The organism is Salinisphaera orenii subsp. halophila YIM 95161 (genome assembly GCF_003732545.1).
In the GTDB taxonomy this organism is placed as follows: domain Bacteria; phylum Pseudomonadota; class Gammaproteobacteria; order Nevskiales; family Salinisphaeraceae; genus Salinisphaera; species Salinisphaera orenii_A.
The window spans coordinates 1-21,612 of the sequence record NZ_AYKF01000083.1; the positions used below are offsets into that span (position 1 = coordinate 1).

Below are 21,612 nucleotides of genomic sequence, written 5' to 3' on the forward strand. Positions count from 1 at the left end.
ACGCATGGGCCTCAAGGCCCGGCGGCGGCCGGACGAGTCGCGGGTGGTGCGCGCGCGGCTGGCGCCAGAACTGATGCGTGGCGATATCGTGATCATGGATAATCTGGCCGCGCACAAGGTCGCCGGGGTACCCGAGGCCATCGAAAGCGCCGGCGCGTGGCTACTCTACTTGCCGCCGTATTCGCTCGATCTCAATCCCATCGAGATGGCGTTTGCCAAGCTCAAGGCGCTATTGCGGCGCACCGCGGCCCGTACCCGAGCGGCGCTCTGGGACGGGATCGCGGAGGCGTTGCGCCAATTCACCCCGGCCGAATGTCGCAACCTGCTGGCCCATGCTGGCTATAGATGACTCAATAAATAGGCAAAATGCTCTAGTGGGGTTATACCAACTGAATCTTGCGAAAGCTGTACCGCTTCGAGTATTACGATGCCGCTATTTTCCGGGCCGCTCAAATGTCTGCCATAGGTCCGAAAGTTTCATCGCTTGGGCTAGCAGCACCGGCTGATAGCGTGCCCGCATAGCCTCGACGGATACGCGCGCCGACGACGTGCTTACGCTCAGCGCGGCGACAACGGCTCCTGCGGTGTCGCGAATGGGCGCTGCCATGGCGCGCATGCCGAGTTCGATCTCTTCGTCGCTGATTGCGATGCCGTCGTGGCGTACGGCGTCGATTCGCTCGAGCAGTGCCGGCAGCTCGGTGCATGTTTTTGGGGTACGGCGGACGCGATCGTTGTCGGCCAGCTTGGCCTTAGCGCGCTCGATCGGTAGGTCGCTGATGAGCACACGGCCGGTCGCGGAGCAATATATGGGCAGACGACCGCCGACCTTGACGCCGGTGGTCACCACGCGAGAAGTCTCGGCGCGGGCGACGAAAACCGATTCGTCGTTTTCGAGCATCGTAATCGAAACGGGATCCTCGAGCGTGTCGCGCATGCTGTCGAGCATCGACTGTGCCGCCTCGGTGAACGAGGTCGGCTTTGTATAGCCACGCGATAATCGGATGAGGCGCGCGCTGGGCTTGAAGTATTGGTCGGCGTCGCGTTCAACGTACCCCAGTTCCGCTAGCGTCAATAGACAACGGCGCGCGGTCGCTCGAGAAATGCCGATATGCCGAGCGGCTTCCGCAGATGTGAGTGTGTATCGAACGCCGTCGAACATTTCGATGATAGCCAGTCCCTTGGCCAGGCCGGCCATCCACTCCGCTGGACGCGCCTTGGCGTCGAATGTTTTGTCGCGCGGGGTTGACACGATGAAATCTCCCAAATAGTGTTGTTCGAAAGTCGAACAAGCGTTCGATAATCGAACGATAATTGCGATTCAATGCTAGCGGAGATCGAAACCGATGAATATAAGAAACGACATCGCCCCACCCACCGAATGGCCGGAAGGCCAGCTCAGCCGGGTGCCGTACTGGACCTTCCAGCGCGAGGATGTCTATGCCCGTGAACAGGCGCGTATCTATCAGGGCAAGACCTGGAACTATCTCTGTCTCGAAGTGGAGATCGCCGAGCCCGGCGATTACGTGGCGACCCATATCGGCGATACGCCGGTGATCGTCACCCGCGCCGAAGACGGCGAAATCTATGCGTTCGAGAACCGCTGCGCGCATCGCGGCGCGCTGCTCGCGCTCGACGATCGCGGCAAGGCCAAGGATTTCACCTGCGTCTATCATGCCTGGACCTACAGCCTGCAGGGCGATCTCACCGGTATCGCCTTCAAGGACGGTATCGGTGGCAAGGGCGGCATGCCCGACAACTTCTGCATGGCCAAGCACGGGCCCATGAAGCTGCGCGTGACCACGCTCTACGGGCTGGTCTTCGGCAGCTTCTCCAACGAAGTGCCGGCGATCGAGGAATACCTCGGCGATGAAGTCCTGGCCTGTGTCGAGCGCGTACTCAAGGGTCGCAAGCTCGAGGTGATCGGCCGTTTCACCCAACAGCTGCCCAACAACTGGAAGCTGTATTTCGAGAACGTCAAGGACAGCTACCACGCCTCGATCCTGCATCTGTTCTTCACGACCTTCGAAATCAATCGTTTGTCGCAGAAGGGCGCGATCATCGTCAGCGAAGACGGCGGCAACCATGTCAGCTATTCGGCGATCGATCCCGACGCCGAACGCGACGAGGATTACGCCAAGGAAAAAATCCGCTCGGAAAGCGACTATCGCCTGGCCGACCCGTCGTTGCTCGACAACTTCGAAGAATTCGGTGATGGCGTGACGCTCCAGATTCTGTCGGTATTCCCCGGCTTCGTGCTGCAGCAGATTCAGAACTGCATCGCCGTGCGCCAGATCATTCCGCAGTCGGTCGAGCAGACCGAGCTCAACTGGACCTATCTCGGCTTCACCGACGACACCCCCGAGCAGCGCCGGATCCGGCTCAAGCAGAGCAACCTCGTCGGTCCGGCCGGCTATGTCTCGATGGAAGACGGCTGCGTGGGCGGTTTCGTACAGCGCGGCATTGCCGGCGTGCCGGAACACAGCTCGATCATGGAAATGGGCGGCCATGATGCCCAGTCGAGCGAAAGCCGGGTAACCGAAGCCTCGATCCGCGGCTTCTGGAAAGCCTACCGTCGGGAGATGGACGTATGACGGGCGTACCACTCAGCCAGAGCGAACTGTTTCATCTGATCGCCCGTGCGCAGGCGGCCTATACGCGCTGTGTCGATGACGAACGAGCCCAGAGCTGGCCGGATTTCTTTACCGAGTCCTGTCTCTATGTCGTGACCACGGCCGACAACTATGCCGCCGGCTTCGAGGCCGGCCTGATGTATGCCGATAGCCGCGGCATGCTCGAGGACCGTATTTCGGCGCTCAACGAGGCCAATATTTACGAGCAACAAAGCTATCGACATCTGCTGGGCCAGCCGGATATCCGCAATGTGAGCGACGACGGCATCGACGTCGAGACCAGTTTCATGGTCGTGCGCATCATGCGCAACGGCGGCACGAGCGTGTTCGCTTCCGGGCGCTATATCGACCGCTATGTCGTCGAACAAGGGCGCGCCCTTCTGGCCAAGCGCATCGTCGTGTGCGACAGCAAGACGATCGATACCCTGCTGGCGTTGCCGTTATGAGCGCTGCGTTCGTGGTGGCCGTGCCGATCGGCGATCCGAACGGCATCGGCCCGGAGATCGCGATCGCCGCGGCGCAGGCGCTGGCCGCAGGCTCGCCGGTGCGTGCGGTGCTGGTAGGCGATGCCCATGTGCTCGAGCACTACGCGGCGGCCGTAGGGGTGGCACTACGCCGCTGGGCGCCGGGCGCGCCGCTGTCGACGGGGGCTACGGATACCGTCGATATGGTCGATGTGGCCGCGCTGCCTGCCGAGGCCTTTCGGCCCGGCGACTGTGGCCCGGCCTCGGGCGCCGCGACCGTGGCCTATCTCAAGGCCGCCATCGAACTTACCGCCTCGGGCGACGCGCAGGCGATCGTCGGCTGCCCACATCACGAGGGCGCGGTTAACGCATCGGGTACCCCGTTCCAGGGTTATCCCGCGCTGTTGGGCGAACTTACGCACGCCGAAGCCGATTCGGTGATCCTGATGCTGGAAGGCGGCGGATTTCGTATTGCCCACGTCACTTTGCACGAGTCGGTGGTCAACGCGGTCACCCGTGTCAACGAGGCCATGGTGGTGCGCGCGGCCGAGATCACGCTCGCGGCGCTGGCGCGTCGCGGTATCGACAAGCCGCGGCTGGGCATATTCGGGATCAACCCGCATGCTGGCGAGAACGGCCTGTTCGGTCACGAGGACGAGCAGGTGACGCGCCCGGCGGTCGCCCGTCTGAAGCAAGCCGGCCATCGTATCGAAGGCCCGCTCGGCGCGGATCTGATGCTGTCGGAAGATCGTTGCGACGGCTATGTCGCCATGTTTCACGATCAGGGCCATATCCCGATCAAGCTCCTGGCCCAACGTGAAAGCGTGGCCTATTCGCTGGGCGCGGATTTCATGTTCGCAAGTGTGGGGCACGGCAGCGCGCCGGATATCGCGGGCCAGGGCAAAGCGGATCACCGGCCCTTGCTCGCCACGCTGAATGCGATCGCCGGGAATGTTGCCGCCTAGCGCCGTGAAAGGAGCCGAAATGCAAAGACAGATCACAGTTGCCGGCCGCGAGACGGTTTTCCCCTGCGGCGAAAGCGAAACCGTGCTCGATGCGGCCGAACGGGCCGGTTGGGGCCTGCCCTATTCCTGTCGCAAGGGCGTGTGTTCGAGCTGCGAAGCACGGGTCGTGTCCGGTGAAGTCGCCTGCGGGCCCGGCGCGCGCCGCGAGAACGGGCCGCTGGACGCGGTCAAGCTATGCCAGGCGGTGCCGCTGACCGATATCGAGATCGATCCGGTCTATATCACCGATCGCACGCCCCCGGCGCGTCGGCGTATGCAGGCCCATGTTTTTCGTATCGATACCCCGTCCGCCGACGTGCGTATCGTGCACCTGCGTTTTCCGATCGGCCGGCGGGTGCCGTTTCAGGCCGGGCAGTACGTCAAACTGCTGCTCGACGACGACCTGAGCCGCAACTATTCGCTGGCCAATCCGCCGCGCGACAACGATGCGGTTCAATTGCACGTGCAGCGATTGCCCGGCGGCTATTTTTCGGACCGGGTTCTCGGCGGTCTGAACGTCGGCGATGCGCTTGAACTCGAGATGCCGTTCGGCCTGTTCACGCTGTCGGACAGCGACGACGCCCGAACCATTCTGCTGGCCACCGGTACCGGCTTCGCGCCGATCCGCTCGATCCTCCAGGATCTGGTGCGCCGCCGGGTCAACCGTCGCGTCTGGTTGTACTGGGGCGCGCGTACGCGTGACGAGATCTACCAGTTCGAGCAGATGCAGGCGCTGGATCAACGCTACGACTGGTTCTCGTTCGTGCCGGTGCTGTCGCGACAATCGCAGGCGCCGGCATGCCGGCAGGGCTATGTGCAGTCGGCGGTGCTCGAAGATCATCCCGATCTGGCGGACTACGAAGTCTATGCCTGCGGCAGCCAGACGATGGTCCAGGCCGCCCACGACCGGTTGATCGAAGACGGCGGCTTGGACGAGGCGAATTTCTATTCAGACGTCTTCGTGCCGGCCACAACGGAATGAAAACACGGCGACAGACCGTGGCTTAGAAACCCATCCACCCAGAAGGCGTGCCCAACGCAGCACGCGATGCGATAGAGAGGAAACGATGATAAGAAACAAACGATTCGGCAAAGCGTGTATTGCGCTGCTAGGTGCTGCGATGACGTTGCTGTCGAGCGCGGCGATGGCCGACATCATGGTCATGGGCGGCAACCCCACCGGCAGCCTGTTCTACGCACAGTCCCAGGCGATCGCCTCGACGATCGGCCGGCATACCGATCTGCGCGTGGACGTGTTGCCCCAGTCCAGCACCGTGTTTTTCCCGATGTTCATGACCGGCGAAGCCGATATCGGCCTGGCCAGTCCGATCGGCGCGCTGTTGGCCGCCGATGCCGAAGGCCCGTACGACGGGGCCAACGGGGGCAAGGGCTATCGCATGAAAACCGTCATGCTCGGCTCGCCGATCCGCCTGTCGCTGGTAGTGCGCAAGGGCGCCGGTATCGACTCGGTGGCGGATCTCGAGGGCAAGCGGGTCGTGGCCAACTACGGTGCATTCGCTGGTTCGACGATCACCGCGCTGGCGGTACTGGCGAACGGCGGTTTGAGCCGTGACGACGTGTCCGTGGTGAACGTGTCGAGCTATCCGGGAGGCGTACGCGCGGTGATGGAAGGCCGTGCCGATGCCGCGGTCGGCTCGGTGGGCAGCGGCATACTGCAACAGCTCAATGCCCAGAGTGGCGCCAAGATCCTGCCGATCGATCCCTCGGAGGACGCCATGGCGCGCTCTAAAGCCGTCGGGCCGGCCTTCGTGCCGCTATTGGTCGAGAAAGGCAGTTCGGTCGGCGTGGCCGAGGACACCTATACCCTGAGCTATGCGGAAACCATCTATGCCCGCCCCGACCTGGACCATGCCAAGGTCACGGCCGTGATCGATGCGCTCTGGGCGCACCACGACGAGCTGCCGAAAGTGCATCGCAGCCTGTCGACCTGGACACCCGATCGCTTCGTCAGTACCCAGGCCGCGTTGCCCTACCATCCGGCGGCGATCGCGTATTACAAGGAAAAGGGTGTGTGGACCGACGACATGGCCCAGCGCCAGAAGCAGCTGCTTGCCGAAGAAGCCGAGCGCGCGAAACGCTGATTCGCGCCGGCGCACTGTCATAGCCCGCAGGGCGATGCGTTCGCGTAGCGAGACTGTGGTTGGCCCGGCGTCATGTCGGGCCAACCGCGGTGCGACCGATAGGCGGCGAGCGGCCCGGGGTCGAAAGAGGAGATTACGGTGTTACAGAATCGAAGGCCTCTGACAGGGCTATGGGCCCTGTTCGCCCGCCTGATGGCGGCGCTGGTGCCCGTGTCGACGATCGTCTACGTGTCGCGGGTGTTACCGGACATGGGCTTGATCGTCTACAAGGAACAGTTCCTGGCGTTTTTTCTGACGCTTTGTCTGGCCCTGACTTTCATGACCGTGCCGGCGCGTGCGGCGCACAAGCAACAGGCACACGTGCCCTGGTATGACGTGATCCTGGTGCTCGCGGCGCTCGCGATCGGCGGCTACATTTCGTTCGAATATGGCTCGCTGATCACCACGATGGGGTTGATCACCGACGACAAGGTCCTTGTCAGCGCTATCGGTGTCGTGCTGCTGCTCGAGGCGGCCCGCCGCCAGGCGGGCTGGGTGATGGTCGGGCTGGCCCTGGTCGCGCTGAGCTATGCCTATTTCGGCCATCATCTGTCCGGCGTTTTCGAAACCCGCGTGATCGGGCTCGACCGGCTGCTCATCTATAACTATCTGGGCACCGGCGCGATCCTCGGTACGCCGTTATACGTGGCGGCCACCATCGTTGCGGCGTTCGTGTTGTTCGGTCAGGTGTTGTTCCTGGTCGGCGGCGGCGATGCGATTTCCAACTTCGCCTTCGCCTTGATGGGCCGTCGCCGCGGCGGCCCGGCCAAGGTGGCGGTGCTGTCGAGCGCCTTTTTCGGCTCGCTGTCGGGTAGTGCCTCGGGCAATGTCGCGACCACCGGTATGCTGACGATCCCGATGATGCGTCGCGTGGGGTATAGCGATACCAAGGCAGCCGCGATTGAGGCGGTGGCGTCCACTGGAGGCCTGGTACTGCCGCCGGTCATGGCTGCGACCGGCTTCCTGATGGCTGAATTCCTCGGTATTCCGTACAGCACGGTGGCCATCGCCGCCGCGATCCCGGCGCTGCTGTTCTATCTGTGTGTCTACCTTCAGGTGGACATGGAGGCGGGGCGCAACGGTATCACCGGCTGGCAGGGCGATGACCTGCCGGGCTTGCGTCGTTCGTGTATCGAGATACTGCCGGTCGTTCTGCCGTTCGCCGGGCTGCTCTATACCTTGTTCGCGCTGTACTGGAGCCCGGCGGCGTCCGCGTTCATGGGTACTGGCATCACGATTATCGTCAGTCTCGCACTGGCCTGGATGCGTCAGAGTGCGCGTGGCTATTTCAACGTGATCGCGACGGCGGGTGAAGCAGTCGTGTTCATCGCGATCATGTGTGCCGTTGCTGGCCTGGTCGTCGGTTGTCTGGGGTTAACCGGGCTGGGATCGAGTCTGGCCCAGAATCTGGTCACATTGTCGGGCGGCAGCGTCTGGTTGCTGCTGGGCTTCGCCGCGATCGGCTGTATCGTGCTCGGAATGGGCGTGCCGGTCACTGCGACCTATATCATTCTCGTGATCCTTGTCGGGCCGGCACTGGTGGAAGTCGGAGTCGACGATCTGAGCGCGCACATGTTCGTGTTCTATTTCGGTACGCTCTCATTCTTGACGCCGCCGGTCTGTCTTGCGGTGTTCGTAGCGGCATCGATCGCACAGTCGCCGCCCATGCGTACAGCCGGTTATGCGCTTCGGTTCGCGATCGTCGCTTATTTGATTCCATTCGTGTTCGTGTTCAATCCGGCGTTTCTGTTCCAAGGAACGTGGTTGGAGATCGCGAACGCGACGGTAGCCGGTATTGTCGGTGTGTTCCTTCTGTCGGCAGGTCTGGTCGGTTACCTGAAGGCGCCGCTGTCGATCGCATTACGCGTACTGCTCGTAGGTGCGGGGCTGGTCGCTCTATTCCTATGCGGCACGTCCTGGCTGGTAACGCTGTTTGCGGTCGCCTTACTTATCGTAGTGAGCCGTTATAAATTCGGTTCCTCGGACAAGCGTACGCTGGGTTCGGCACCTGTCAGCTAAGGGCGTTACGATCGGGTAACGGGTGTTCGATAGCGCGACTGTCTGCGAGTGACGCCGGGCCAAACCCGGCTTTTATCGGTTCAATGGCGTGTTTGCCGCAGTGCTTGCGACTCTAATTTTTTAGTTTCACCGAACAGAACCGGGGAAGACCGTCCGTATTTGCAGGATGCAGGCCTGTAAGCGTAGCCGCCCGCCGCTTGATCACGCTCATGGTGTTGATGCGTTCAGCGCACTGGTATGCAGCGGGTGGCCAGAGCTTGATGCGTTCGGCACAGCGCTGCCGCCATTCGCGGCGGCTGACCCTGGCCCCGCATGCCACTGTGCAGGCCTACTTAGCACCGTAGGCCCGTGGGCATCCCGCTGTTGCCGACACGGTCTGATCCCGCTTATGCCGCTTGTGGGCTGTCCGCAGACGGCGATTGGCGGCCGGTAGTTTGTCCAAATGGATCTGCTGGCCCGGTTTGGGTCGATCCCGAACAAGGCTGTAAAGCTGGCCACCGCCTGGGTCGGCGCCGAGCCGGGCGGCTGATCGCTTTCGCAAGGTGGTGGTCGGCGCTGGTAGGGCCAGTGCCCGTCCCACTGTTCTTATTTGTGGCGGCCGCATCGATCGCAGCACACGCGCCGACGCGTCGTGATCGCCACCAGGGCGTTGAACACGGGTTGATCGCGCACGCGGCGTTGTACGCCCTCGCGCACCTATGCGCAGTCCAATGCCTTACGCATCGGCGGTAGATGAATCCAGGCGTGCCGCCGGGCGCGAAGTTTGTGCCTGCTATGGGGGAGTGGGCGCTGGAGCACCAAGGTCGATTGGCTATCGAAGCTTGCTGACTTCTTTCTCGCCGTGCGATCGGAAATATTCGATTTCCGATAGCCCCGGCTTTCGTCACCGAGACAGACAGGTGTCGCAGTTACAGGCGGGTGACGGTGTGCCGTTCAGGCTTCGAGCATCTCGAACGGAAGGCCTACATAGTTTTCGGCGATCGTGGTCAGGCCCGCGGTCGAGTTCGTGTAGTAATCGTGCTCCGCGCGCTGCATACGGCTTAGGAAGTTGTCGTTGTCGGAGAATGTATGCAGGTTGGTGGTCATCCACCAGGCAAAACGCTCGGATTTCCAGACCCGGCGCAGGCAGGTTTCGGAATAGCGTGGCAGCAGGTCGCCACGCCCTTCTTCGTAGATCTTGCAGAGCAGACGAAACGCCGTGTTCACGTCGCTACAGGCCAGGTTCAGGCCCTTGGCGCCGGTCGGCGGCACGATATGCGCCGCGTCGCCGAGCAGCAACAGGCGCCCGTGCTGCATGGGTTCGGCCACGAAGCTGCGCAGCGGTGCGACGCTCTTCTCGATCGATTCGCCGGCCACCAGCCGATTGGCGACGTGCTCGGGCAGGCGCCGCTTGAGTTCGGCCCAGAAGGCGTCGTCCGACCAGTCGTCGGCGTCTTCGGTATCGGGCACCTGGATGTAATACCGGCTGCGCGTGGACGAGCGCATGCTGCACAGTGCGAAGCCGCGATCATGACTGGCATAGATGAGTTCGTCGTCCACGGGCGGAGTGTCCGCCAGTAGGCCGAGCCAGCCGATCGGGTACTCGCGCTCGAATATGCGCAGCCGATCTTCGGGAATACAGGTGCGCGCGACGCCGTGAAAGCCGTCGCAGCCAGCGATATAGTCGCAGTCTAGGCGTTTTTCCTCGCCGTCGTGAGTGAAGGTCAAATAGGGCGTATCGCTTTCCAAATCGTGCGGCTGTACGTCGTCGGCTTCGTAGAACGTGGTCGCGCCCACCTCTTCCCGCGCGTTCATGAGATCGCGGGTGACTTCGGTCTGACCATAGACGATTACGGTCTTGCCGCCAGTGAGCTCCTCCAGGTCGACACGAACCTGACGCCCGCCGAAGGCCAGGGCGAAGCCGGTATGCGGCAGGCCTTCGCTGTCCATGCGATCGGCCACGCCGGCTTCACGCAGCAGATCGGCGGTGCCCTGTTCGAGCACGCCCGCTCGAATACGCGAGAGTACGTATTCGCCCGAACGGCGTTCGAGGATGACGTTGTCGATGCCCCGGCGTGCCAGCAGTTGGCCGAGCAGCAGCCCGGATGGCCCGGCGCCGATGATGGCGACCTGTGTCTTCATGGCGATCTCCTCGTGAACGGCGCGCGATCGAATGTCGCGGCGTGTTTAGTCGTTGGTCTGAGAGGCTTGTTCTAAAAGTCGAAAAACAGCGTTTCCTGCGGGCCCTGCAGATGGATCTCGAAGCGATAGCGCGCGGTTTCGCCGTCGGATTCGCGCCGGGCGACCAGCGTGTCGCGACGGCTGGGCGGCAGGCCGTTGAAAAACGGGCAGGCCGCGTTCGCCGTGCTCTCGTCATCGAAATGCAGCCGCGTGTTCAAATGGATATTGATACCGCGGGCGAACAGCATCAGATTGATATGCGGTGCCATCTCGCCGCCGTTCGGGTGCGTGACTCGACCAGGCTTTACGCTTTGAAACGACCACTGGCCGGCGTCGTTCTCGCCCGGCGCGCTGCGCCCGAAGCCGCGAAACGCGCGATCGGTTCGAAAATCGGTCTGATAGACGCCGTTCGCGTCGGCCTGCCAGGCCTCGACCAGAATATCTTCGACCGCGTCGCCGTTGCCGTCGATCACGGTGCCGACGATCTCGATCGGTTCGCCTTCGGCCGCGGTGGTGGCGATCGTCGGGCCGATCTCGTCGTCGCGTGGCGGCAGGCCGGCCACTTCCAGCGCCAGGCCGATATGAACATAGGGTCCGGCCGTCTGCGAGGGCGATTCGGGATACATGAGGCCGCCGTCTTTTGTCGGTTGTGTCATGGCTTATGTCCTGTCTCGTAAGTTTCTTGCCTCTGTGAGCAGGCGTAATCGGCGTGTCTGGCAAGGTGTAGGGCCTGTTCACGTTTCGTGCGAGTCCGCGCCAAGCGCTGTTCTGCGGCAAGACGAGGCGTAGCACGTGCCGCGCAGTCATTCTGCGCAAGCGTGCTAGAACGCTGGATTGCCGCAAAACAGCGCTTGTCCCGAAGGGTTGGGCCGCAAATCGCGCTCTGCGGCGTTGCGAGTCTGGGCCGTGGCACACCACGACGCGGCGACTCGCGCCTTGCAGAACACGATTTGCGGTCTCCAACGCGGCGCCCGGACGAAACGTCAACAGGCCCTAGGGCCGCGTCGTAGCGGCGCCTGCGGCGAGGTTTTACAACGCCGGCAGGCGCGACGAGTGCGCTGCGCAACGCAAGGTTACGTGCGAGGCAGGACATCACCCCTGGTTCTCGAAATAGGTCTGCAGCGCGCCGCGGGTGACGATATCGAAGCGGTACGCCAGGCTGTCCATCGGCCGCGAGCCGGCCTTGTCCAGGCGGGCGACGAGCGTGTCGATCGCGTCGGGGTCGTTGAGCGTATGCATGATCGGGCACAGCGGAATCAGCGGGTCGCCCTCGAAGTAGAGCTGCGTGATCAACCGGGTGCTGATCGCAGGACCCATCACCGACACATGGATATGTGCCGGGCGCCAGGAGTTCACATCGTTGGGCCACGGATAAGGGCCCGGCTTGATGGTACGAAAGCGATACCAGCCGTCGGCATCGGTCACGGTCCGGCCCACGCCGCCGAAATTCGGATCGAGCGGCGCCATATAGGCGTCTTTCTTGTGCCGATAGCGCCCGCCGGCGTTGGCCTGCCAGATTTCGACCAGCGTGCCGGGCACGGGTTTGTTGTACTGATCGACGACCCGGCCATAGACGATGATGCGCTCGCCGATCGGCAGACCGTCGCGGTCCGTGCCGGGGCGAAAGTTCAGCAACAGGTCGTTATCGACCGGGCCCAGCACGAAATTGTCGAAATCGGGGCCGGTGAGCTCGGAGGCGGTCGGCGTCTGCAGGCTGACCAGCGACTGCTGCGGCGAGCGTGCGACTGTGGTCTTGTAAGCGGGCGCATAAGGTCGCGGGTGCCAGCCGCGATCACGCATGACGAAGGCGGTACGGTCGTTCTGCGCCATGTAAATCTCCTGCATGGCACGCTGCGCACGGCCTATAGCTCGCACGCGACGTGTTTTGTTATCTATTCGATTGTGGCGAATCGATGACGATTGCCAAGTGAAAGTCGGGCGACTCGATATAACCTATAGGTTATTTAATTTATAGGACACCGGATACGCGGCGGCCACGTCGCGCAGGCAATCACAGAAATCTTCGACCGCACGCGGGGTCGGTTGACTGGTGTTCACCGCATAACCTACGGAACCGCCGCGTGCTTCGATTGGCTGGGCCAGTCGTACGAGCGTGCCGGCGGCGATGGCTTCGCGGGCGGTATCCTGCGGCGTGATCCATACCGCGTCGGACATGAGCGCATAGCGTGTGCTCAACGGCAACGACAGGGTTTCCACGGCCAGGCGCGGCGGTTCGGCCGCCTGTTCGACCCAGAATCGTTCGAGCTGTTCGCGCAGGGTAGTACCGCGCGGCGGCACAACCCACGGGTAGGCCATGAGGGCGGGGGTGTCCGGTGCGTGGCTGCTCGTCAGCAACGGATGATCGCGCCGCACGACGGCGATCAGCGGCTCGTAGTAGAGATGCTGGAATTGCAGGTCGCGAATCTCTTCGGCCTCGCTCATGCGCCCGAGCACCAGATCCAGCTCGCCCAGGCGCAGGCGTGCCAGCAGAGCGGCGCTGGTGCCGGTATCCACTTCCATGCGCAGGTCGGGCTGGCGAGCATGCAGGCGATACAGCACTTCGGGCAGCAGCCCGCCTTCGACGTTGGACAGCGCGCCCAGACGTACCACGGTTTCGACGGTGTCCTGGCGGATCGCATCGATGCCTTCGCGTAGCGAACGCAGAGCGGGTGCGGCATGACGCAGCAGGGTGCGCCCGGCCGGGGTCAGGCGAACGCCGCGGGGCAGGCGTTCGAACAGCTTGACGCCGAGGCTCTCCTCGAGCTCGCGGAGGGTCTTGGAAATACCCGGCTGGGTGATCGACAGCGCCTCGGCGGCGGACTTGATCCGCCCCAGCCGTGCTACCTCCTGAAAGGCGACCAGATGGCGCAGCTTGATCGGCGAATGAATCACGGGATCGTCAGCGATCGAGCGGCGGCGTCATGAAGCCACTATCGGTTACGGCGCAGCGCTCGAGCCCCAACCCTGCTCCTTGGCGAGCTTGAAGGCATGATTGGCGGCCGGCACGCCGGCATAAATCGCGACATGCATCAGCGCCTGGCGCAGTTCGGCTTCGCTTACGCCGATGCGCTGCGCGGTCTTGAGATGCAGGATCAGCTCGCCATCGCGTCCGAGCGCGGCGAGTATGGCGGTCGTGATCAGGCTGCGTTGGGTGCGTGACAGATCGGGATTGCCCCAGAGCTCGCCCCAGGCATAGCGGGTGATCAGGTCCTGGAAGGACGCATCCAGCGTTGTGGCCGACGCGCCGGCACGCTCGACGTGTTCGCTGCCCAGTACCGATTTGCGCGTTTCCAGGCCTTGGGCATAGGTCAGCGGCGGGGCGTTGTCGTCGTCGTTCGTAGCGAAGGCGTGAAGCAAGCTATCAGTAAAGGCATCGCTGTCTTCGACGGACGGCACATGGGCCACGTCGTCGATCGTGTCCAGCGGCGCGCCGCCGAGTTCGTCGGCCAATGCTTCGAGCGCCGACACCGGCGTGGCCGGGTCCTCGGCGCCGGCGATCAAGCAAACCGGGCGATCGACGCCGGCCAGCTTGCCGCGGAAATCGGCTTCGGCGAGCAGTTCGCACAGCCGGGCATAGCTTTCATCGTCGGTACGTGCGAGCTGATGCGTCCAGCCGGCAACCCCCGCCGGCTGCTGATCCTTGTAGGCATCGGCGAACCAGCGCTGCGAGAGTTCGGCGGCCATCTGTTCGAGGCCTTCGCTACGCACACGCGCAGCGCGCTGTTGCCAGGCGTCCGGCGTGCCGATCGCCGCGCCGGTATTGGTAAGCACCACGCGATCGAGCCATTCCGGCGCGTCGAGCAGCAAGGCCTGGCCGATCACGCCGCCGATCGAGGTGCCGACGAACCCACAGCGTTCGACGCCGAGCGCTGCCAGCAACGCCTGCGCGTCGCGGGCGAGATCGCGCGCGGTCACGGCCGTGCTAGCCGGCGCACTGGCGCCGTGGCCGGGCAGGTCCCAGCGAATACACCGATAGCGCCCGCGCAGACGCGCGACGACATCGGCCCAGACCTGTTGCGACATGCCCAGCGGGTGCGCGAACAAAACCGCGGGCAGGGCCGTTTCCCCGCTCTCCTGATAACAGATCACCCGCCCGTTGCATTCGACAAACGCCATGACTCGGCTCCTGCGTGTTAGACGTGCTCAATGACGGTGGCGATGCCCTGGCCGACACCGATACACATCGTGCAAAGCGCATAGCGGGCATCGGTACGCGCCATTTCGTGCAGAGCGGCACTGACGATACGCACGCCCGACATGCCCAGCGGATGGCCGAGCGCGATCGCGCCGCCGTTGGGATTCACGTAGGGGGCGTCGTCGGGCACGCCGAGTTCGCGCAGGCAGGCCAGCGACTGGCTGGCGAACGCTTCGTTGAGCTCGATGATATCCATCTGGTCGATGGTCAGACCCAGGCGATCCAGCAGCTTGCGCGAGGCATAGACCGGGCCCATGCCCATGATGCGCGGCTCCACGCCGGCGGTGGCCATACCGAGAATGCGTGCCTTGGGCTGCAGATCGAACTGCTTGATCGCCTCGTCGCCGGCTACCAGCAGCGCGCCCGCGCCGTCGTTCACGCCCGAGGCGTTGCCGGCGGTTACGGTGCCGTTGCTTCGAAACGGCGTCGGCAGCTTGGCGAGTTTCTTGACCGTCGTACCGGCGCGCGGATGCTCGTCGGTATCGAATACGAGCGGGTCCTGCTTGCGGCGCGGAATTTCGATCGGGGTGATCTCTTCAGCCAGCCGGCCGGCTTCACGGGCGGCTTCGGCCTTTTCCTGCGAGCGTACGGCGAAGGCGTCCTGATCCTCGCGCGAGACCTTGTACTGCTCGGAGACGTTCTCGCCGGTCTCGGGCATGGAATCGATGCCGTACCACTCTTTCATCAGCGGATTGACGAAACGCCAGCCGATGGTGGTGTCCTCGAGAATCTGCTGGCGGCTATAGGCGGACTCGGCCTTGGCCAGCACATAGGGAGCGCGCGACATGGATTCCACGCCGCCAGCCAGCATCAGCTTCGTTTCGCCGGCACGAATCGCGCGTGCGGCGGTGCCGATCGCGTCCATGCTGGAGCCGCACAGACGGTTGATCGTCGCGCCCGGCACGCTCGTCGGCAGGCCGGCCAGTAGCGCACTCATGCGCGCGACGTTGCGGTTGTCTTCGCCGGCCTGGTTGGCACAGCCCATGAGCACGTCGTCGATCGCCGCCGGGTCGAGATTCGGCGCCTGTGCGATGACGGCCTTGATGATATGCGCCAGCATGTCGTCCGGACGGATACTTGCCAGCATGCCGCCGAAGCGGCCGACCGCTGTACGGGCGGGATGGCAGAGATAAACGTTCTCGGACATGTTTAGGCCTCGCTGTGGTGTTTTTCGGTGCGCGCCTTGAGATCGCGCAGCACCTCGAGTTCGTGATCGTCGGGCTCCGGCGTTTCGCCCAGATCGGCGGCGAAACGGATCGCCCAGCCGGTGGCCTCTTCAACCTGCGCCCGGGTCACGCCCGGATGCAGGGAGGTTACCGTGAGTTCCTTGGTTTGCGTATCGGGCTGCATCACACACAGATCCGTGATGATGCGCGTCGGGCCGCGGCCGATGTTGGGCACGTTGTCGCGGGCGGTCCCGTCACGGCCGAAACCGACCGTGGTGATGAAATCCGCCGCGTCCACGAACGTGCGCTTGGAATGCTTGAGGGTGATGAATATCTCGCCCGTACAGGTCGCCATTTCCGGCGCGCCGCCGCCGCCCGGCAGGCGGACCTTTGGCTGGGTGTAGTCGCCGATCAGCGTGGTATTCAGGTTCGCATACTTGTCGACCTGGGCAGCACCCAAAAAACCGACGTCGATCTGGCCGCCCTGGACCCAGTAGCGAAACATCTCGGGCACCGACACAGTGGTCAACGCCGTTTCGCACAGTTCGCCGTCGCCGATCGACAGCGGCAGTACCTCGGGCTTGGTCTGCAAGGTCCCGGATTCGTAGATGAGTACGACATCCGGCGCGTGCGTGAGACGGGCCAGATTGGCTGCTTCGCTGGGCAGGCCGATGCCCACGAAACAGCTCTGGCCGTTGTGCAGCGCACGCGCTGCGGTGACCGTCATCATTTCCGAGGAATCGTAGCGCTCGCTCATGCCGTGTCTCCGTTGTCCTGTCCTGCGGCAAAGACGTGTTCGTCCAGCCAGGCGGTGAACGCTTCGCGGTCGCGGGCGATCGCGTCCCAGTCCTTGTAGAACTTGTTGGAGCGTGAATAGTAGCCGTGGGTATAGGAGGGCTTCGCGCCAGCGGGCGCTTCGACGACGGCCGAGATCACCCAGCCCGGGATCACGCAGGCATTGGCATGCACGTCGAGCTCGTCGACGATCTCTTCCACGGTCACGATCGAATGCGTGGCCGCCAGCACGGCCTCTTTCTGGACGCCGATGATGCCTTTGACGAGCACGTTGCCGTTCCGGTCGGCCTTCTGCGCATGCACGATCGACACATCCGGACGTATCGCGGGCACCGCGGCCAGCCGCTCGCCGGTAAACGGGCATTCGATGAACTTGATCTGATCGTTGACCTTGGGCAGATCCGAGCCGATATAACCACGCAGCACCGCCAGCGGCAGACCCGAGGCGCCGGCCTCGAAGGCGTTGGCCATGGCCGCATGACTGTGCTCGAGGATCTCGATCTGATGCGGCCAGCCTTTTTCGACCGCGTCGCGCAGCCGATGCAGCGAGCCGACGCCCGGATTGCCGCCCCAGGAGAAGATCAGTTTGCTGGCACAGCCGGCGCCGATCATCTGGTCGTAGATCAGGTCGGGCGTCATCCGGATGAGGGTGAGATCGCGTTTTTTCTGGCGGATGACTTCGTGGCCCGCCGCGAACGGAATGAGATGGGTGAAGCCCTCCATCGCGACGGTGGCCCCATCGGTGACGTAACGGGCGACGGCATCATGCAGCGAGAGAAACTCTGCCATGGGACTAGCCTTTCGGTTTGTGCGCTAAACGAACACGAGTTTGCATAGCGAATAACCTAAAGCGTGGCGGCATGAGCGTCAACGCTGGCGACCGTTTCGCTTGCCGGATGGCCGCTCGGCCGCTGCGCTAGAACGATTCGAGCGCGCGACGAACACGGGCGACCTGGGCCGCGCTCGCGCCGGTATGGGCGGCCGGGTCGACGGCCGCGCGCACCGCCTCGGCGTCGAATACGGCGCTGATTTCGGCGTGGTCGAGGAGTATGTCGGCGAGCTCGCGATGGCTTTCGGCCGCCTCGTGGGTGGCCTGGGCGACCAGTTCGGCGGCGCGTTCGTGCGCCACGCGTTCGGCCAGGAAAGCCGTGATCGGCGCGGTGAGAATCGCGCCGCCGGTCAGCGCCAGGTTGCGCCGCATCGCCTGGGTATGCACATCGAGCCCGGCCAGTAGCTGTTGCAGGGTTTCCAGTGCGCCCTCGACGAAAAGCACGGCATCGACCAGCGGGGCCCATTCGGCGTGCCATTCACCCAGACCGCGTTCCATCGGCTGGGCGCCGGCGTTGTGCAACAGGGCCACGGCCGAATGGACCTGACGCGCGGCGGCGCGGATACGCGCACAGCCCACCGGGTTGCGCTTGTGCGGCATGGAAGACGAGCCGCCGGCGCCGGTCGAGGCCGGCTCGCTGACTTCGCCGACCTCGGTCTGGGCCATCAACGCCACGTCGAGGGCGATCTTTTCCCCGGCCACGGCCACCGCACCCAGGGCATCGCCGAGGGCGAGGATCGGCTGGCGATCGGTATGCCAGGGCAGCACCGGACAGGCCAGGCCGAGTTCGCCCGCAAGCGCGTCCATGAGATCGAGCCCGGTATCGGCAAAACCGGTATGCGTGCCGACCGGGCCGCCGAGCTGCACGAGCAGGCCGTCGCGGGCCACCGGGGCGAGACGCCGTTCGGCCTGGGCGAGCCCCCAAAGCCACTGCGCGACCTTGGCGCCGAACGTGATCGGCAGCGCCTGTTGCATGAGGGTTCGTCCGATCATCGGCGTGTTTTCGTGGCGCGTCATCAGCGCCAGACCGTCGCCACGGCATTGGCCGAGCAGCTTGATACAACGGGCCAGACGCGGTTTGAGCACCAGCATGAGCGCGCTGTCGACGATGTCCTGACTGGTCGCGCCGCGATGAAAGCTCGCGCGCAGATCGGCGGCCAGCATGGCCTTGGCCTGCTTGACGAACGGAATCGCGACATTGCCGCCATCCGCGCTGTCGGCGGCCAGCGCGTCGAGATCGAACGCCGTCATGTCGATCTGGTCGGCGATCGCCGCGGCCGTGCCGGCGGCCAGCAAGCCGGCGTCTTCCTGGACCCGGGCGAGCGCGATTTCCACGCGGCACATGGCGTCGACGAATGCCTGCGGCGTACAGGCCGCTTCGCCCACGGAACTCATGAACGGGTGACGCAGAAACAGATCGAGCATGGCAGTCATCCAGGGCAGAACGGGCGCCCGAGTGTGGCATGCCGCACTCGGGGCGAATCCACGGGTAAATATCAGCTCACCTGGCTGGCGATCTCGCGACAGGTCTGCCGGAGCAGGGGCAGGAAACGCTGGGTGAGCGTCTTTTTATCGACGCGTGCGGCGTTGGTGCTTACGTTGATCGCACCCAGCAGCGAACCGTGCATGTTGTAGACTGGCATCGCGAGCGAGCGCAGGCCCGATTCGAGCTCCTGATCGACGATGCAATAGCCCTGTGCCCGCGCGGTTTCGATATGCGCGCGCAGCTGCTGGGGGTCGGTGATCGTGCGCGGCGTGTAGGTCTCCAGCGTCAGGCCGTCCAGCAGCTGCGACAAGGCGTCGGGTTCGAGCGTGGCCAGAAGCATACGGCCCATCGATGTCGCCGCGGCCGGCAGATGCGTGCCCACCGACAACGCGATGGTCATCAGGCGGTGGGGCGCGGCCGAACGCGCGACATAGATCACGTCCGAGCCCTGCAGCACGCCCATCGACGACGACTCGCCGGTCGCCTCGGTGATGTGTTCGAGATGCTGTCGAATCACGGACTGATAATTATTGGCCGACAGAAAGGCATAGCCGAGCTGCAGCGTTAGCGGGGCGAGTTCGAAATAACGATCCCGGCGGCGCACGTAACCCAGACCGTGCAGGGTAAGCAGAAAGCGTCTTGCCTTCGCCCGGTTCATGCCGGTACGCGCGGCCACTTCACTGAGCGTCATGCGCGGATGATTGGCGTCGAAGGCGCGGATGACCTGCAGCCCCGTGGCCAGCGCAGTCACGAAGTCGCGGTGATCGGGCGCCAGGCCCGCGGGATTGTCGTCGATCGGTTCGGATGCCACGTCGCGCTCGGTCGGTGAATCGAGGATTGCGTCGCAGTGTAGCAACGACGATTGAAGTTCGTGATGCGAACATCGGTCGCGTTCTCGGCCGCTGCCCAACGCGCCCGAGTCCTGCTCCCGGGGTGGATGCCATAATCGATACGCCGGGGTACCGTGCGTCTTGCGGGCGAATGGCCGGCATGCGAACTTGACGCGCAACCGACCCTGCCATGCACACGGCATCGACACGGCGCGCGACGCGGTTTTCACGGCTACGACCGACGACAACTCGAACGAGGAGATATCAGTGCAGGACATCAAGCTACTCATCGGCGGCGAATCGAAAGCCGCCGCGAACGCAGCCACTTTCGAACGACTTACGCCGGTTTCCGGCGAGGTGGCCACCCGGGCCGCCGCGGCCAGCGTGGAAGACGCCCAGGCCGCGGTCGAGGCGGCGCATGCCGCGTTCGCCGACTGGTCGGGCATCGGCCCGCATGCGCGCCGGGCGAAACTGCTGGCCGCCGCCGACGTGCTCGAAGCGCGAACCGATGCCTCTATCGAGAACATGGTCGCCGAAACCGGTGCGACGCCGATGTGGGCCGGCTTCAACGTGCACGTGGCGGCGGGCATGCTGCGCGAGGCCGCGGCGCTGACCACCCAGGTGGCGGGGCAGACGATTCCGACCGATGTGCCCGACAATTTCGCGTTTTCAGTGCGTGTGCCCTGCGGCGTGGTACTGGGCATCGCGCCCTGGAACGCGCCGGTCATTCTCGGCACGCGTGCGGTGGCGACCGCGCTGGCCTGTGGCAACACCGTGGTGCTCAAGGCCTCGGAGCAGTGCCCGGCCACGCATACGCTGATCGGCGACGCGTTGATCGACGCCGGGCTGGATCAGGGCGTGGTCAACGTCGTCACCAATGCGCCGGACGATGCGCCCGCGGTCGTCAAAGCACTGATCGAGCATCCGAAGGTGCGGCGCGTGAATTTCACCGGCTCCACGCCGGTGGGGCGCATCATCGCCGAAACCGCCGCGCGCCAGCTCAAGCCGGCGTTGCTGGAACTCGGCGGCAAGGCGCCGTTCGTGGTTCTCGACGACGCCGATCTGGATGCCGCCGTCGAGGCGGCCGCCTTCGGCGCGTTCTTCCATCAGGGCCAGATCTGCATGTCGACCGAACGCTTGATCGTGATGGACACCGTTGCCGATGCCTTCGTCGAAAAGCTCGCCCGTAAGGCCGAGAGCCTCGAGGCCGGCGATCCGGAGAAAGAGCAGACGCCGCTGGGCACGCTCATCGGCGAGCCGTCGCGCCAGCATCTCAACGAGCTTATCGCCGATGCCCGCGACAAGGGGGCGACGATCGCCTGCGGCGGCGAAGCGGAAACGGTGGTCATGCAGCCGACCGTGGTCGATCGGGTCACCGCCGACATGCGCCTGTACGCCGAAGAATCCTTCGGTCCCGTCGTGGCGATGATCCGTGCTTCCAGTGAAGAACAGGCCATCGAACTGGCCAACGATACGGAATACGGGCTGTCGGCCGCGGTGTTTTCCGGCGACGGCGCCCGCGGCATGCGCGTGGCCCAGCAGATCCAGTCGGGTATCTGTCATGTCAACGGCCCGACCGTGCACGACGAAGCCCAGATGCCGTTCGGCGGCGTGAAGAACAGCGGCTACGGCCGTTTCGGCGGCCAGGCGGGCATCAATGAGTTCACCGAACTGCGCTGGATGACCCTGCAGACCGGCCCGCGCCATTATCCGATCTAGCCCGATATCGTCCGGGCGGGTACTGCGGCCCGTGGCCGCGGCGATCGTACGAATCGATCGTCGCGGCTTTTCGGCCGGTGCAAGCCGGCCCGTTCGCACCGTGTGACCGGTCTATCGCCCATGCGGGGCCGGTCGTCTATCCAAGCGTTGGCGGCATTCCTCCGCCGGCCTGTC

Annotated in this window: 19 protein-coding genes; 8 read left to right on the plus strand and 11 right to left on the minus strand. The window is 64.2% G+C overall.

All coding sequences use genetic code 11. The annotated features are described in order from the left end of the window. Positions 1–349 (plus strand): transposase (locus SAHL_RS09480; protein ID WP_245968467.1); only part of this gene is annotated, 349 nt, incomplete at its 5' end. 84 nt (positions 350–433) lie between these two features. Here the strand turns inward: SAHL_RS09480 and SAHL_RS09485 are convergent. Continuing rightward, entirely contained in the window at positions 434–1,264 is an 831-nt protein-coding gene (locus SAHL_RS09485; protein ID WP_221177905.1) for an IclR family transcriptional regulator domain-containing protein, read from the minus strand. Between the two features lie 79 nt (positions 1,265–1,343). On the opposite strand from SAHL_RS09485, the gene SAHL_RS09490 reads away from it, so the two are divergent. The 6 genes from SAHL_RS09490 to SAHL_RS09515 all read left to right on the plus strand — a co-directional run bounded on the left by SAHL_RS09490 (position 1,344) and on the right by SAHL_RS09515 (position 8,258). Further along, positions 1,344–2,591, plus strand: a complete 1,248-nt coding sequence (locus SAHL_RS09490; RefSeq protein ID WP_123591182.1) for an aromatic ring-hydroxylating dioxygenase subunit alpha — start codon at positions 1,344–1,346, stop codon at positions 2,589–2,591. Beyond that, a complete protein-coding gene (locus tag SAHL_RS09495) occupies positions 2,588–3,076 on the plus strand; it encodes an aromatic-ring-hydroxylating dioxygenase subunit beta (protein WP_123591183.1) in 489 nt (162 codons plus the stop codon). The genes SAHL_RS09490 and SAHL_RS09495 overlap by 4 nt, the downstream gene beginning before the upstream one ends. Then, entirely contained in the window at positions 3,073–4,059 is a 987-nt protein-coding gene (locus SAHL_RS09500; protein ID WP_123591184.1) for a PdxA family dehydrogenase, read from the plus strand. Before SAHL_RS09495 ends, SAHL_RS09500 begins: the two co-directional genes overlap by 4 nt. A gap of 19 nt (positions 4,060–4,078) precedes the next feature. Continuing rightward, positions 4,079–5,080 (plus strand): 2Fe-2S iron-sulfur cluster-binding protein, encoded by a 1,002-nt coding sequence (locus SAHL_RS09505; RefSeq protein WP_123591185.1) that lies wholly within the window; start codon positions 4,079–4,081, stop codon positions 5,078–5,080. Between the two features lie 85 nt (positions 5,081–5,165). Next, on the plus strand, positions 5,166–6,200 hold the full coding sequence (locus SAHL_RS09510; RefSeq protein WP_123591186.1) for a TAXI family TRAP transporter solute-binding subunit: 1,035 nt from the start codon (positions 5,166–5,168) through the stop codon (positions 6,198–6,200). 138 nt (positions 6,201–6,338) lie between these two features. Next, positions 6,339–8,258: a TRAP transporter permease gene (locus tag SAHL_RS09515; RefSeq protein ID WP_148045533.1), complete on the plus strand. Its 1,920-nt coding sequence runs from the start codon at positions 6,339–6,341 to the stop codon at positions 8,256–8,258. A 933-nt stretch (positions 8,259–9,191) separates the two neighbouring features. Here SAHL_RS09515 and pobA read toward each other — a convergent pair. The 10 genes from pobA to SAHL_RS09565 form a co-directional block, all read right to left on the minus strand. Next, positions 9,192–10,379, minus strand: a complete 1,188-nt coding sequence (pobA, locus tag SAHL_RS09520; RefSeq protein WP_123591188.1) for a 4-hydroxybenzoate 3-monooxygenase — start codon at positions 10,377–10,379, stop codon at positions 9,192–9,194. 71 nt (positions 10,380–10,450) lie between these two features. Continuing rightward, positions 10,451–11,074 (minus strand): protocatechuate 3,4-dioxygenase subunit alpha, encoded by a 624-nt coding sequence (pcaG, locus tag SAHL_RS09525; protein WP_123591189.1) that lies wholly within the window; start codon positions 11,072–11,074, stop codon positions 10,451–10,453. Between the two features lie 436 nt (positions 11,075–11,510). Then, complete coding sequence (gene pcaH, locus SAHL_RS09530) at positions 11,511–12,248, minus strand: protocatechuate 3,4-dioxygenase subunit beta (protein WP_123591203.1); 738 nt, start codon at positions 12,246–12,248, stop codon at positions 11,511–11,513. Positions 12,249–12,371: 123 nt separating this feature from the next. Continuing rightward, positions 12,372–13,310 carry a LysR substrate-binding domain-containing protein gene (locus tag SAHL_RS09535; RefSeq protein WP_123591190.1) on the minus strand — a complete coding sequence of 313 codons (939 nt, stop codon included), beginning with the start codon at positions 13,308–13,310 and terminating at the stop codon, positions 12,372–12,374. Positions 13,311–13,355: 45 nt separating this feature from the next. Beyond that, a complete protein-coding gene (gene pcaDC / locus SAHL_RS09540; protein WP_123591191.1) occupies positions 13,356–14,534 on the minus strand; it encodes a bifunctional 3-oxoadipate enol-lactonase/4-carboxymuconolactone decarboxylase PcaDC in 1,179 nt (392 codons plus the stop codon). Positions 14,535–14,551: 17 nt separating this feature from the next. After that, positions 14,552–15,760 (minus strand): 3-oxoadipyl-CoA thiolase, encoded by a 1,209-nt coding sequence (gene pcaF / locus SAHL_RS09545; RefSeq protein ID WP_123591192.1) that lies wholly within the window; start codon positions 15,758–15,760, stop codon positions 14,552–14,554. A gap of 2 nt (positions 15,761–15,762) precedes the next feature. Next, a complete protein-coding gene (locus tag SAHL_RS09550) occupies positions 15,763–16,536 on the minus strand; it encodes a CoA-transferase subunit beta (RefSeq protein WP_123591193.1) in 774 nt (257 codons plus the stop codon). Then, a complete protein-coding gene (locus SAHL_RS09555) occupies positions 16,533–17,363 on the minus strand; it encodes a CoA transferase subunit A (protein ID WP_123591194.1) in 831 nt (276 codons plus the stop codon). Before SAHL_RS09555 ends, SAHL_RS09550 begins: the two co-directional genes overlap by 4 nt. Positions 17,364–17,490: 127 nt before the next feature. Next, entirely contained in the window at positions 17,491–18,828 is a 1,338-nt protein-coding gene (locus tag SAHL_RS09560; RefSeq protein ID WP_123591195.1) for a class-II fumarase/aspartase family protein, read from the minus strand. Between the two features lie 71 nt (positions 18,829–18,899). Further along, positions 18,900–19,700, minus strand: a complete 801-nt coding sequence (locus SAHL_RS09565) for an IclR family transcriptional regulator domain-containing protein (RefSeq protein WP_184947588.1) — start codon at positions 19,698–19,700, stop codon at positions 18,900–18,902. A 286-nt stretch (positions 19,701–19,986) separates the two neighbouring features. Here SAHL_RS09565 and SAHL_RS09570 point away from each other — a divergent pair, with 286 nt between their 5' ends. After that, the gene (locus tag SAHL_RS09570; protein WP_123591205.1) at positions 19,987–21,438 is read left to right on the plus strand and encodes an aldehyde dehydrogenase; all 1,452 of its coding nucleotides are present in this window, start codon (positions 19,987–19,989) and stop codon (positions 21,436–21,438) included. The last annotated feature ends 174 nt before the right edge of the window (positions 21,439–21,612 follow it).